This is a genomic window from Mycobacterium sp. E2989 (assembly GCF_001667595.1).
Taxonomy (GTDB): Bacteria; Actinomycetota; Actinomycetes; order Mycobacteriales; family Mycobacteriaceae; genus Mycobacterium.
In genome coordinates, this window is record NZ_LZJX01000119.1 from 93,413 (window position 1) to 105,513 (window position 12,101).

Sequence of the window (12,101 nt, forward strand, 5' to 3'; positions counted from 1 at the left end):
TCCGCCCGCATCGCCGGGCCGCTCATGCCGGCCGGTACTTCAATAGGGTGATTCCGTTTTCGGGCAGATCGTAGAACACCGGCCGCACCCGCATGCCGATTCCGACGTCGCCGGGGTCGACGTCGACCAACTCGGTGCTGAACTTCGGCCCCGCGTCCCACTGCACGACCGCGAGCAGCTGCGGCAAGGCGTCGGCCCACGGTGGCGCGGTGGGCCGGCGGGCGATCGTGAACGTATACAGCGTTCCGGCGCCGTCGATTTCGCGCCATTCGAGGTCGTCGGCCAGCGTTCCCGGGGCCAGCGTGCGCGGGTAGAACACGTGGCGCGCCAGCGAGGGCGAGTACTGCACCACGATGCGGTGGCGGGCCAGGCCGTCCCAGAAGGGGCGTGACACCGGCGTGGGCTCGGGAACGGGGACACTCATCGCTAGTCCCCCCGCATCAGCAGCGCGACTTGCTCGCTCATGATGCCGCCGTTGCCGGTGACGAACGCGGTGTGGCAGTCGCGCACCTGCGCGTCGCCGGCCCGGCCCATGACCTGCCGGGCGCCGTCGACGACGTGGTGCATGCCGCCGGCCATGCCGGCCTGCCCGTAGGACAGCTGGCCGCCGGCGGTGTTGAGCGGAAAGTCGCCGCGGTAGGTCAGGTCGTGGCCGGCGATCCACGCCATCGCCTCGCCCTTGCCGCAGAAGCCCGCGTCCTCCAGGCTCATCAGCACGGTGATCGTGTAGCAGTCGTAGATCGACGCCATGTCCACCTCGGACCGGGTCAGGCCGGCCATCGCGAAGGCCCGGTCGGCGGCGCGGGCGATCGGGGTGCGCAGCATGTCTTCGGCGTAGGTCGGGGTCTTGAAAGCGATGTGTTCGCCGAAGCCGGTGACCCACACCGGCCGGTGGCGACCGCGACGGGCGATGTCGGCGTTGGCGATCAGCACGCCCGCTCCCCCGTGCACCCGCATCACGGTCTCCAGCATGTGGATCGGGTCGGCGATCATCGGGCTGGCGAGCACGTCGTCGACCGTGAGCGGGGTGCCGTGGAACACCGCGCCGGGGTGGGCGCACGCGTTGGTGCGTTGGTCGACCGCGATCTTGGCCAGCGTGGAAGGGTCGTAGCCGAATTCGGCGGCGTAGCGCTGGGCGATCTGCGCGTACGGCGCGTTCTGGCCCACGTTGCCGTACGGGATCTCGAATTCGGCTTGCGGCGATCCGTAGTTGTTCGACGACGCGCCATACCAATTCGGTGCCGGTGGTGGTCGCTTCTCGGACTGCGGCTGCGACGCCGAGCCGGGGACCACGGCCAGCACCGCGTCGCAGATGCCGAGCTCCACGGCGGCGGCGGCCCGCCAGATCATGCCCGCGGCGGTGGCCCCGCCCAGGTCGACGCGCTCCCCGAAATCCAGTGCCAGGCCGAGGTATTCGCACAGGGTGGCGGGTGCGAACATCGTCGACTCGGCGATGCCGTGCGTCAGCAGGCCGTTGACGCAGGCGGGGTCGACGCCCGCGTCCTCGACCACCATCTTGGCCAGCAGCGCGTACTGGTCGAGGGTGAACAGCGGCGGGCGGGTGGGGCGGCGCTGCGCCGGCAGCTCCGCGATGCCGACGATCGCGGCCTCGCCGCGCAGCCCGGTCACTGATCGGCTTCCGGAGGCGCCCCGCGTCGGGGCAGCGCGACCGTCGCCGTGCCCGGCATGAGCACGGTGTCCTGGCGGCGGCCCGCGATGTCGAGGTCCACCAGCCCCGCGCCGTCGTCGGAGAGGCGTTTGCCGGTGATCGTCCCGCCGAAGCTCAGGGGTTGCCCGGGGTGGGCGACCGCACGGTTCTGCACGGAAAAGGACACCAGGCGGCCTCGCCCGCCGATCCAGTCCCCGATGGCGCGGCCGAGGAGCGCGGCCTGCAGCGGACCGTGCACCAGCACGTCGTCGTACCCCTCGACCGTGCGCGCCCAGTCCTTGTCGTAGTGGATGCGATGGCCGTTGTAGGTCGCGGCGCTGAAGAAGAACAGCTGCGTTTCGTCGACGGTCACGGTGAGTTCGGGCATCCGGTGGCCCACCTCGACGTCCTCGTAAAAGACTTGGTCGGTCATGGCGCTCCTAGGGGCGGGCGATCATCGAGGTCGAGGCTTCGGCGAGCAGTTCGCGGTGCTGGTTGCGGTACACGGTGGTCCAGGTGACCAGAACGAATCTGCCCGATCGGCCCTCCTTTTCGACGATGGAGTCGATGGTGCGGACCATCTCGATGTCGTCGCGGTGGTAGGCCGGCAGGTGGAAGGTGAAGCTCTCCCCGCCGGCCATCCGCTTGGGCGCGCGGGGAAACGCGAGGCTGCCGGAGATCGCGCCGGAGGAACCGTCGGGGCGCAGCGCTTGCAGGTGGGTCACGCCGAGCACGGCGTACTGCAGGAAAAGCGGCGGGCAGATGATGTCGCGAAACCCGTTGGCCCTGGCGTGATCCGGGTCGAAATACAGCGGGTTGTGGTCACCGACCGCGGCCGCCCATCGCTGCCAGTCGCGCCGGTTCACCTCGCCCGTCGCGGACGCCGCGACGGTGCCGACCCGCGACGCCGATTCGGCGTCGATCAAGCTGTCCTGAATCACCGGCCCTCCTCTGCATCCAAGGTTTCCTCCAGCCACGACGCGGCGACGTCCGCCCCGCCGCCCCACGTCGAGCCCAGCCGCGCCCGCTCGGTCCACAGGTGCAGATCGGTCTCGGTGACATACCCCATGCCGCCGTGCAATTGGTGGGCGTCCAACGTGATCAGCCGGGCGGCGGTGGCCGCGTGCATCCGCGCGATGGCGGTCTCCCGGGTTGCCGTGTGGCCGTGCGCGATCCAGAAGACGGCCGCATGCGCGGCCAGTCGCGCCGCCGCCAGGGCGATATGCATGTCGGCGACCAGATGCTGGGCGGCCTGGAAGGACGCGATGGGCCGCCCGAATTGGTGACGCACGGTGGTGTAGTCGACGGTGCGGTCGATGACCGCCTCCCCTGCGCCCACCAGGTCGAGCGACCCCAGGGCCACCGCCGCGTTGGCCACCCGCCGCAAGGCCGACGCGGGGGCGTCACCGAGCAGCGCGTCGCCGGCGACCAGGACGCCGTCGAAGCGGACCGTGAACGCGCGGTGCCCGCCCGCCATGGCGAGGGCCTCCATCGTCACGCCGGTCGCTCGGGCGTCGACGACGAAGACCAGCGTATGCCCTTGCGCGGCAGCCGAAATCACGATGACGTCGGCGACGTCGGCGTCGGCGACGTAGTCCGCGGCGCCGGTCAGCCGCCACTGCGCCGACACGGGTTCGGCGCGCACCGAGGCCGACACCACGGCGGCGTCGCGCGCGCTGAAGAGCGCCGTGGTACCCCGGGTCGACCCGCGCGCCAGGTCCGGCAGCAAGGCCGCCTTGGCGTCCGGTGAGCCGAGCTGGTCGATGGCGAGCGCGGCCTGGATGCTGCTGTGGATGGTCGTCGGGCACAGCGCGCGGCCGGCCTCGGTGTAGAAGACGGCGAGGTCGTCCAGCGAGCCGCCGGCCCCGCCGTATTCCTCCGCCAGGGCCAGGCCGGGGACGCCCGCGTCGGTCAGGGCCTTGTGCAGCGCCGGGGTGCGGCGGTCGGCACCCGGTTCGCTGAGCCCGCGCACCAACTCCACCGGGCACTCGGCCGCCAGCAGGGCGCGCAGCGAAGAGGCGAACTGGCGCTGTTCAGCGGTGGGGATCGCTCTCATGGTGTCCGGTCGCCCCGTCAGCGCCCGTAGCTGGGCATCTTGCGCCCGCGCTGGGCGATGATGTCGCGAAGCACCTCGTTGGTCCCGCCGCCGAAACGCATCAGGGGCGCGGCCCGGTACAGTCGCTCGAACTTGCCGGCCAGCGGCGCGTTTTGGCTGCGGTGCGCCAGCAACCCGTCCGGGCCGAGGAGATCGAGCGCGAGCACGGCGATGCGCTGGCGCAGTTCACTGGTGAACACCTTCTCGACGCTGACCTCCACCGACGGGATCACGCCGCTGTCGAGGATCGAGGCCGCCTCGTACCCCATCAGCGTGGCGACCGCCACGTCGGCCTCGGCCTGCGCAAGCCGGCGTCGCAGCGACGCGCTCTCGGCCGGCACCGTGCCGTCCCGGCGCGGCCGCCGCGCGAGGTCACGCAGCTCCTCCACGGCGCGCCGCAGGTCGCCGGCGTTGGTCAGGGCGCCGCGTTCGAGGTCAAGCGCACCGGTGATGTACGTCCAGCCGCGGTTGACCTCGCCCACCAGGTTGGTGACCGGGACGCTCACGTCGCGGAAGTGCACCTCGTTGGTGCGATAGCCCGACCACGCGTACAGCGGCCGGATCGTCACGCCGGGGCTGTCGATCGGCACGATGATGACCGAGATGCCCCGGTGGCGAACGGCGTTGGGATCGGTGCGGACACACAGCCACTCGTGGGTGGCGCGCTGAGCGCCGCTGTTCCAGATCTTGGTGCCGTTGATCACCCACTCGTCGCCGTCGCGCACCGCGCTGGTGCGCAGGCTGGCCAGGTCGGTACCCGCCTCGGGCTCGGAATAGCCGACGGCGCAGACCATTTCGCCCCTGGCGATCGGCGGCAGCCATTCGGTCTTGTTTCGTTCGGTGCCGTGCCGCATGATCATCGGCGCCACCGACGTGACCGTCAGATCCGGGCCGGGCACGCCCCAGTACTCGAATTCGCTGGCGAGCAGATGCAAATGGACGGCGCCCAGGCCGAGTCCGCCGTACTCGCGCGGCCAGTTCAGCCCGAACCAGCCCCTCTCCCCGATCTTGCGGCGGAACCGCGCCACCTCGCCGTCGGGGAACTCCAGGTCATGCTGGGCCAGCTCGGCTCGCAACTCGGCGGTGACGTTGTCGCGGAGGAACTCGCGGACCTCGGTCAGCCATGCGCGCTGCCCGGCGTCGAGTTCGAAGTCCATCCGGGCGCCTGTGCCTTTCCGCGAGCCTTACACCGAGCAGCGTCAGCGTAACGCCACGGCGAGATCGCGCCGGGGATTTCGCCGTGACGGTAGGCCGGGCCGAGGCCCGGACTGTAAAGACGCTGTCAAACTCCCGTTAATTCGCATCGGCGCTCTCGCCGTTGTGGGGAGGGACTGCGAAGATTTGCATACCGGCCGGTCGACGGGGACCGGGCACTCTGCCCAGCCGCAGCCTGAGGGAGAAGTCATGCCCACTGTTGAGACACGCCTCCGTGACGACCTGCGCAACTACTCGGTCGAATTGCGCCAGCTGGCCTACACCCTTCCGCTCGGCGTCGGCGAGCACGATCTCCTTGCGCTGTCGGATCGCATGCGCGCCGCGGCCGACCAGGTGATGCGCAAAGGGGCCTGACCGGCGGGGCCTCAGCCGCCCCGCAGGCGGATCTTCCAGCGGACGAAGCCCAGGTAGAAGAGGCTGATCAGCACCAGCATGGCGATGTCGAACCACCACGCGCCCGGCGTGTGACGCCAGTGGGAGTCCTTCGGGCTGAGCGGGCCGGGCACCAACGCGGTGAGGTCGGCGGTGGAGGCCGACGCGGCGAACCCCCAGCGCGCGGGCGTCGCCCAGGACATCTGGTCCAAACCCACCCGTCCGGTCACCGGGATCATGCCGCCGGAGAACACCAGCTGCGACATGACCGCCACGACGAGCAGCGGCATGATCTGTTCGTTCGACTTGGCGACGGCCGACAGCGCCAACCCCAGCATCGCCGAGGCCACGCACGTCAACGCCACGTCGACGAACAGCTCGAGGCCGGGCCGGCCCAGTGCGACGGCCCCGTGGGTCGGCCCGCCCTTGCCCAGCAGCACGATGATCGTCACGATCGCCGATTGGATGATGGCGAAAACCGTGTAGACGCAGACCTTCGCGAGCAGGTAGGCGGTGGTGGACAGGCCGACCGCCTGTTCGCGCAGGAAGATCGGGCGTTCACCGATGAGGTCGCGGATGGTCAGGGCCGTTCCCATGAACACCGCGCCGACGTTGAGCAGCACCAGGATCTGACCCGGCTCGTTGGGCGCGGCGCCCATCGGATTGGGGGTGCCGAAGCCGACGGTGCCGGGCACCGACATGGATAGCGAACCCATGATGAACGGCAGCAGCGCCAGGAACACGAAGTAGCCGCGGTCGGAGAAGATCAACCGGACCTGCCGCCTGGCGATCGTGGAGAACTGCCGGAACAGGCTGGTGTGCGAGGGGTCGCCGAGGTCGGCGGGCTGTTGCGCCGGGGGCGGTGGCGGCTGCGGTCCCGTGCGCGCCAGGTAGCGCGCCTTGGACCCGTCCGGATCGCCGGCGACCGTGCTGAAGATGTCGGCCCAGTTCGTGGTCCCCATGGCGGGGCCGATCTGGCTGGGCGGGCCGCAGAACGCGGTCTTGCCGCCCGGGGCCAGCAGTAGGACCTGATCGCACACGTCCAGGTAGGTCAGCGAGTGGGTGACGACGAGCACCACGCGGCCCGCGTCCGCGAGTTGCCGCAGCATGGTCATCACCTGGCGGTCCAGCGCGGGGTCCAGGCCGGAGGTCGGCTCGTCGAGGATCAGCAGCGACGGCCCGGTCAGCAGCTCCAGGGCGACCGACGCGCGCTTGCGCTGGCCACCGGAGAGCTTGTCGACGCGGGTGTGCAGGTGCTGGGTCATCTCCAGCTCCTCGAGCACCCGGGCCACCACCTGAGCCCGGTCGTCCTTGGTGGTGTCGGGCGGCAGTCGCAGCTCGGCGGCGTACATCAACGCCTGCTGCACCGTGAGCTGGCCGTGCACCACGTCGTCCTGGGGCACCATGCCGATCCTGCTGCGCAGCGAGGCGTACTCGGCGTGGACGTTGTGGCCCTCGAACGCGACCGTGCCGCGGGTCGGGTGCGTGTACCCCGCGACCAGTCGGGCGAACGTCGACTTGCCCGCCCCGGAGGGGCCGATCACCGCCGTCAGCGTGCCGGGCTGCGCGCCCAGCGAGATGTCGTCCAGCAGCGTCTTGTTGTTCTCGATCGTCCACGTCACACCGCGCACGTCCAGCCCGCCGGTGCGGGTGGCGGTGGCGCTCTCGTCGCGGCGAGCCAGGGTGCCGCCGGCGAAGACGAGGTCGATGTTGCCGATGGTGACCACGTCGCCGTCGTGCAGCACCGCCGAGTCGACCCGCGCGCCGTTGACGAAGGTGCCGTTGATGCTGCGGTTGTCGTGGATCTCGGTGCCGTGCGGCGTCGGGACCAGGGTGGCGTGGTGCCGCGACGCAAGCACCTCGGGGATGACGATGTCGTTGTCGTTGGCGCGGCCGATCTTGATTGCGCCCGGGGTCGACTCGACCGCCCGGCCCGGCCGCAGGATCTTCATCATCGACGTCGCGAGGTTCGACGCGTCACCGCTGACGCGCTGAGTCTCCAGCCCCGGCGGCTGCGCGGCCTGGGCCGGGGGCAGATTCATCGACTGCGAGCGGTAGATCTGGGGGGCGTGCTGCGGCCCGCTGGGTGGTGCCGCCGGCTGGCCACCGGTCGGGTACCGGGGCTGGGCGGCCGACGGCTGGCTGGGCATCGATCCGCTCGGCGGATGAACGGGCTGCGGCGCGCTCGGCGGGTGGACGGGCTGCGGGCCGCTGGGCTGCCGAAAGGCGGCCGACGCCGACTGCTGGCCGGGCCATGGCGCGCCGGGCTGAGGCGCGGAAGCCTGCGGGCTCGCCGCGGTGGCGGGGTTGACGATCGGTATCGACGCCGTCAGCGGGGGCCGTCCGGCCGAGCCCTGGTGGCGGCCGACCTCGAAGGTCAGCGCCGGACCGTCCGGGTTGCCGATGTTGACGCGCGTGCCGTCCTGGATGTCGACCATGGACACGCGATGGTGGTTCACGAACAGGCCGTTGAGGCTGCCGTTGTCGATGGCGACCCATCGGCCCTGGTCGAAACGGGCGATGAGGTGGGTGCGGGAGATCAGCGGATGCGCCACGCGCACGTCTGCGCGTAGGTCGCGCCCGATCGCTACGTCGTTGCCCGGGGCGAACGTGCGCTCGGATCCCTCGTACCGCACGGTCAACACAGGAGGGGATGGTCGGCTCATCACGACCAACTGTATCGGCAGCCGGGTGAATCGGGACGGCCAATCTCGATCGCGCCCTCGCCGGCCGCGAGGAGGCGTGGGTGCCGCCGCGTGTTGGACGGTGGGACCGTGGGCGACCGGCCGTGGATGCCCGAGCGCGACGATGGCCTTTCCGGCGACGTTTCCGTCGGCGACGCCCCACCCGGCGATCCGCAGGGCGGGGTCCCTCTCGAGGGCCCGGCGCCGGGCCGGAGCGAACAGCGTAGAACCGGGTGCGGGCGCTGGCCGATCATCAGATGGGTTGTGGTGCAGCCGATTACGACGACTGTGTTAGCCCGCCGCGGCGGTGGCATGCAGGTGGTGGCGCCACGGCGAGGCCGCCGCGGTGACGTCCTTGACGAAGTCACCGATGTAGCGAATGGCCCGCCTGCCCTCCGGCAGGATGTCCGCGGCCAACGGGAAGTCGTGAATCTGCCTGTCCCAGAGATGCAGATCGCACGGGATTCCGCTGGCTTCCAAGCGCTTTGCCATCAGTTCGGCGTCGGGAAGCAGCAACTCGTCGGAGCTGGCGTGGATGGTGACCGGCGGCAGCGCGGACAGCTCGGCGTCCACCGGCGATGCCACGGCCGAATCGCCCCGTCCCTCGAGGACCTGCGCCTGGCTGAGGTATCGGGCGAACATGGACAACGCGCCGCGGGTGAACATGGAGCACTTGCGCGCGTTGGGGTGCTTGAGCTTTCGTGCCGGGTCGGCATCGGTGAACGGTGAGATCGTGGCGATCCCGGCGGGCCTCATGAACTCGCTGTTGATGGCCAGCAGCGTGGTCATGAAGGCGAGATATCCGCCGGCCGAGTCGCCGGCGACAACGATCCGGTCGCCGGTGAAGCCGCGTTCCTCCAGCCAGCGCAGCCCGTCCATGCCGTCGTCGATCGCGTCGGTTATCTGATGGGTGGGCAGCTTTCGGTATCCGACGGTGAGCACCGCGGCATCGGCGGCCTTCGACAATCGGGTGACCACCGAGCGGTGCGTGTTGAGGCCGCAGGTGAGGAAGGCCCCGCCGTGCAGGTAGAGGATCGCCCGATCGGTCGAGGCGCCTGGCGCGCAAACCCACTCGGCGGCACAGTTTTCCAGCCGCACCGGCTCGATCTGCGCCGAAATGCCAAACCGCGGCATCAATCCCGCGAAGCCGTCCACATATTCGAACGGCCAGTGCAGGTTCGGCGTAAAGGCCCACGCACGGATGGTGTTCTTCACGATCAACCGGCTGGCCAGCGAGACCGCTACCGATTGCGGGCTGTGGCGGTGGTGGACTCGCCGCTTCATTGCGCCACTTGGCAATAAGCGACGTGGATCGGTGGTGCTAACCATGCAATCCTCCTAAGTGCGGACGGAATACCCACCGGCGGCCAGGAAAAACTGCGGGTGAAGACGGCGCGAATGTTGGCTACATCACGGTTTACCGCCGGTTAAGGGTGGGTATAGGACGGTATTCCGGCTGTTTGCCGTCCCGGGGTTCGCGATCGGTTCGCGGTGGCCCAAGATATGAGCGATGAACGACGAAACGCGCCCTGACGCGCTGCTGGATGATCGGGTGGCGGTGGTGACGGGGGGCGGCGGCGGCATCGGCGCCGCCACCGCGCGACTGTTCGCCCGGCAGGGCGCCCACGTGGTCATCGTCGACATCGACGGCGGGCTCGCCGCCGGCGTCGTGGACGACATCGCCGACGCGGGGGGTTCGGCCGTCGCGGTGGTTGCCGATGTGCGGCTCGCGGCCGCGGTCGACGACCTGGCGCGATCGGTGCTCGATCGCTACGGCAGGGTGGACGTGCTGGTCAACAACGTGGGCCACTGGCTGCGGCACCCGGGGAATTTCGCCGACACCGATCCCGGTCTCTGGGACGAGCTCTACCGGATCAACCTGCATCATGTCTTCCTGGTCACCCACGCCTTCCTGCCCGCGATGGTGGCCCGGCGGGCCGGTGCGATCGTCAACGTGTCGTCGGTCGAGGGCCTGCGCGGCTACCCGGAAGACCCCGTCTACGCCGCGTTCAAGGCCGCGGTCATCCAGTTCACCCGCAGCCTCGCGGTGCAGGTCGGTGGCCGCGGGGTGCGGGTCAATGCGATCGCGCCCGACGTCACCGAATCCCTTCAAGTGCCCTACTCGCGATGGTTGTCGGCCGACGAGCGGGCCCAGTGGCCGCAGTGGGTTCCGGTCGGCCGGATGGGCGTGCCGGAGGACCAGGCGCGTGTGATCCTGTTTCTGGCCTCGGATTTGTCGGCCTTCGTCACCGGCCACACCGTCCCGACCGACGGCGGTACCGCCGCGGCGGGCGGCTGGTTCCGCTCGACGCGCCGCCCGGACCGCGAGTGGACGAATCGCCCCATCGCGCCGTGAGCGCTCACGCATAACCCAAGGCGGCGTTCTCAGCGCGGATCCGCACGCGCAACACCGCCGCGTTTGCAACGCTGAACGCGATGGCCGTCAGCCACGCCGAGTGGACCAGCGGCAGCGCGGCCACCTCCGCCGTGACCGCCGCGTAATTCGGGTGGCGCACCCATCGATACAACCCGTCGCGAACCAGCGGTGCTCCCGGGAGCACGATCAGCCTAGGGTTCCAACGCTTTCCGAGAATGCGCACGCAGCGCCAGCGCACCACCGTGCTGAGCGCCACCACCGTGAGCATCGGCCAACCCAGCCACGGGACGAACGGCCGCGCCAGCGCGAAAGTCTCGACCAGACACGAGACCAGCAGCAGGGCGTGCATGCCGACCATCGCCGGGTAATGGTCGCGGCCGAATTCCTTGCCGCCCTGCGCCAGTGACCATTTGGTGTTGCGTTGCGCGACGGCCAGCTCGACCACGCGCTCGGCGGCGATGGCCAGGATGAACAGGCAGTAATACATGGTTTCCCCCGTCACCACTGCAGCAACAACAGTTCGAAGCTGAAGCCCGGCCCCATCGCCAGCATGACCCCGAAAGACCCCGCCGCAGGTGGCTGGTTGCCGGTCCGGCGCAGCACGTCGAGCACGGACGCCGAGGAGATGTTGCCGTTGTCCCGCATCGAGTCCCGGCTGTGGCGCAGGGCGGCGGGCGGCAGCCCCAGCGCGTCCTCGATCGAGTCGAGCACCTTCGGGCCGCCGGGGTGACACACCCAGGCCGAGATGTCGGCCAGGGACAGGCCGTGGTCCGCCAGGAACCCGTCGACCTCTTCGCGGAGGTAGGTGTCGGCCATTTTCGGCACGTCGCGCGACATCACAAGCTGAAAGCCGCTGGAGCCGACGTTCCACCCCATCACGTCAACCGTCTCGGGAACCACGCGACTCCTGGTCGCGAGCAGCCGCGGGGCGGACCGGTCGTTGCGGCGCAGCGGAATTCGTTCTGCGCCCGTGGCGACCACGGCGGCGGCGCCGTCGCCGAACAAGGACACACCGATGAGGGCGGGGATCGAGGTGTCGTCGCGTTGCAGGGTGAGCGAACACAACTCGACCGACAGCAGCACGGCCACGTCCTCGGGGTGGCCCTGCAGGTAGTCGTGCACGCGCGCCATGCCTGCGGCGCCCGCCACGCAGCCCAGGCCGAACAGCGGAACGCGTTTGACGTTGGGCCGCAGGCCGATCCGTGTCATCAGTCGCGCGTCGATGGTCGGCACCGCGATGCCGGTGCTCGAGACCATCACAATCGTGTCCACCTCGTGCGGGTCGATGCCGGCCTCGGTCAGCGCCGAGCGTATCGCCCGCTCGCCGAGGTCCACGGCGACCTCGAGATAGGCGTCGTTGGCTTCGGTGAATCCGCTCAACCGCGGGTACCGCGACAGCGGCAGCGCGAGGCTGCGCTGGTCGACCCCCGTCGTCTGCGCGAAGCGCAGGAACCGCGGATCGGTGAATTCGGTGAGCTCGCGCGCCACTTCGTCTTGGTTGTAGCGGTGCTGGGTGAAGGCCACCGCGGTTCCGGCGACGTGCGCCCCCGCGCGCCGTCGTCGAGCGGGTCGGCCCTCGGATCTCAAATGCGTTGTTGCAGTCATGCCTATGCCGACGACGGGCTCGCTTCGATGGTTCAGCCGGAGGCGCTCCGGGTGAGATGAACCACAGTGCGGTGCACGCCGTTAACGATGCGGCGGGGGAAACAT

General features: G+C 70.0%; 12 protein-coding genes. 2 read left to right on the forward strand and 10 right to left on the reverse strand.

Annotated elements, in window-relative coordinates; genetic code table 11:
- Window positions 1–22: 22 nt before the first annotated feature.
- Genes A5680_RS21625 through A5680_RS21650 form a run of 6 tightly spaced genes read right to left on the reverse strand, consistent with a single transcriptional unit; the run spans window position 23 to window position 4,900 of the window.
- Window positions 23–424, reverse strand: a complete 402-nt coding sequence (locus A5680_RS21625) for a Zn-ribbon domain-containing OB-fold protein (RefSeq protein ID WP_067822990.1) — start codon at window positions 422–424, stop codon at window positions 23–25.
- A 2-nt stretch (window positions 425–426) separates the two neighbouring features.
- The gene (locus A5680_RS21630) at window positions 427–1,629 is read right to left on the reverse strand and encodes a thiolase family protein (RefSeq protein ID WP_067822993.1); all 1,203 of its coding nucleotides are present in this window, start codon (window positions 1,627–1,629) and stop codon (window positions 427–429) included.
- A complete protein-coding gene (locus tag A5680_RS21635; protein ID WP_067822996.1) occupies window positions 1,626–2,081 on the reverse strand; it encodes a MaoC/PaaZ C-terminal domain-containing protein in 456 nt (151 codons plus the stop codon). Before A5680_RS21635 ends, A5680_RS21630 begins: the two co-directional genes overlap by 4 nt.
- Window positions 2,082–2,088: 7 nt before the next feature.
- Window positions 2,089–2,589 carry a MaoC family dehydratase N-terminal domain-containing protein gene (locus tag A5680_RS21640; RefSeq protein WP_067822999.1) on the reverse strand — a complete coding sequence of 167 codons (501 nt, stop codon included), beginning with the start codon at window positions 2,587–2,589 and terminating at the stop codon, window positions 2,089–2,091.
- Entirely contained in the window at window positions 2,586–3,704 is a 1,119-nt protein-coding gene (locus A5680_RS21645) for an acyl-CoA dehydrogenase family protein (RefSeq protein WP_067823002.1), read from the reverse strand. Before A5680_RS21645 ends, A5680_RS21640 begins: the two co-directional genes overlap by 4 nt.
- 17 nt (window positions 3,705–3,721) lie before the next feature.
- A complete protein-coding gene (locus tag A5680_RS21650; protein WP_067823005.1) occupies window positions 3,722–4,900 on the reverse strand; it encodes an acyl-CoA dehydrogenase family protein in 1,179 nt (392 codons plus the stop codon).
- Between the two features lie 247 nt (window positions 4,901–5,147).
- Between A5680_RS21650 and A5680_RS26100 the strand changes: the two genes are divergently transcribed.
- The gene (locus tag A5680_RS26100; protein WP_197281170.1) at window positions 5,148–5,312 is read left to right on the forward strand and encodes a hypothetical protein; all 165 of its coding nucleotides are present in this window, start codon (window positions 5,148–5,150) and stop codon (window positions 5,310–5,312) included.
- A gap of 11 nt (window positions 5,313–5,323) precedes the next feature.
- Here A5680_RS26100 and A5680_RS21660 read toward each other — a convergent pair whose 3' ends face one another.
- Window positions 5,324–7,996, reverse strand: coding sequence for an FHA domain-containing protein (locus A5680_RS21660; RefSeq protein ID WP_082956138.1), 2,673 nt, complete (start codon window positions 7,994–7,996; stop codon window positions 5,324–5,326).
- Window positions 7,997–8,305: 309 nt separating this feature from the next.
- A complete protein-coding gene (locus tag A5680_RS21665) occupies window positions 8,306–9,343 on the reverse strand; it encodes an alpha/beta hydrolase (protein ID WP_067823009.1) in 1,038 nt (345 codons plus the stop codon).
- 181 nt (window positions 9,344–9,524) lie between these two features.
- Between A5680_RS21665 and A5680_RS21670 the strand changes: the two genes are divergently transcribed.
- Window positions 9,525–10,370, forward strand: coding sequence for an SDR family NAD(P)-dependent oxidoreductase (locus tag A5680_RS21670; RefSeq protein WP_067823012.1), 846 nt, complete (start codon window positions 9,525–9,527; stop codon window positions 10,368–10,370).
- Window positions 10,371–10,374: 4 nt separating this feature from the next.
- On the opposite strand, the gene A5680_RS21675 is transcribed toward A5680_RS21670, so the two are convergent.
- Together A5680_RS21675 and A5680_RS21680 are read right to left on the reverse strand one after the other, a co-directional pair.
- On the reverse strand, window positions 10,375–10,878 hold the full coding sequence (locus A5680_RS21675; protein ID WP_067823015.1) for an isoprenylcysteine carboxyl methyltransferase family protein: 504 nt from the start codon (window positions 10,876–10,878) through the stop codon (window positions 10,375–10,377).
- An 11-nt stretch (window positions 10,879–10,889) separates the two neighbouring features.
- Window positions 10,890–11,996 (reverse strand): type III polyketide synthase, encoded by a 1,107-nt coding sequence (locus A5680_RS21680; RefSeq protein WP_082459784.1) that lies wholly within the window; start codon window positions 11,994–11,996, stop codon window positions 10,890–10,892.
- Window positions 11,997–12,101: the final 105 nt, after the last annotated feature.

Coding starts and splice junctions, on each gene's coding strand:
- A5680_RS21625 (WP_067822990.1), bottom strand. CDS start 424: ATGAGTGTCCCCGTTCCCGAGCCCACGCCGGTGTCACGCCCCTTCTGG.
- A5680_RS21635 (WP_067822996.1), bottom strand. CDS start 2,081: ATGACCGACCAAGTCTTTTACGAGGACGTCGAGGTGGGCCACCGGATG.
- A5680_RS21645 (WP_067823002.1), bottom strand. CDS start 3,704: ATGAGAGCGATCCCCACCGCTGAACAGCGCCAGTTCGCCTCTTCGCTG.
- A5680_RS21650 (WP_067823005.1), bottom strand. CDS start 4,900: ATGGACTTCGAACTCGACGCCGGGCAGCGCGCATGGCTGACCGAGGTC.
- A5680_RS26100 (WP_197281170.1), top strand. CDS start 5,148: ATGCCCACTGTTGAGACACGCCTCCGTGACGACCTGCGCAACTACTCG.
- A5680_RS21660 (WP_082956138.1), bottom strand. CDS start 7,996: ATGAGCCGACCATCCCCTCCTGTGTTGACCGTGCGGTACGAGGGATCC.
- A5680_RS21665 (WP_067823009.1), bottom strand. CDS start 9,343: ATGGTTAGCACCACCGATCCACGTCGCTTATTGCCAAGTGGCGCAATG.
- A5680_RS21670 (WP_067823012.1), top strand. CDS start 9,525: ATGAACGACGAAACGCGCCCTGACGCGCTGCTGGATGATCGGGTGGCG.
- A5680_RS21675 (WP_067823015.1), bottom strand. CDS start 10,878: ATGTATTACTGCCTGTTCATCCTGGCCATCGCCGCCGAGCGCGTGGTC.
- A5680_RS21680 (WP_082459784.1), bottom strand. CDS start 11,996: ATGACTGCAACAACGCATTTGAGATCCGAGGGCCGACCCGCTCGACGA.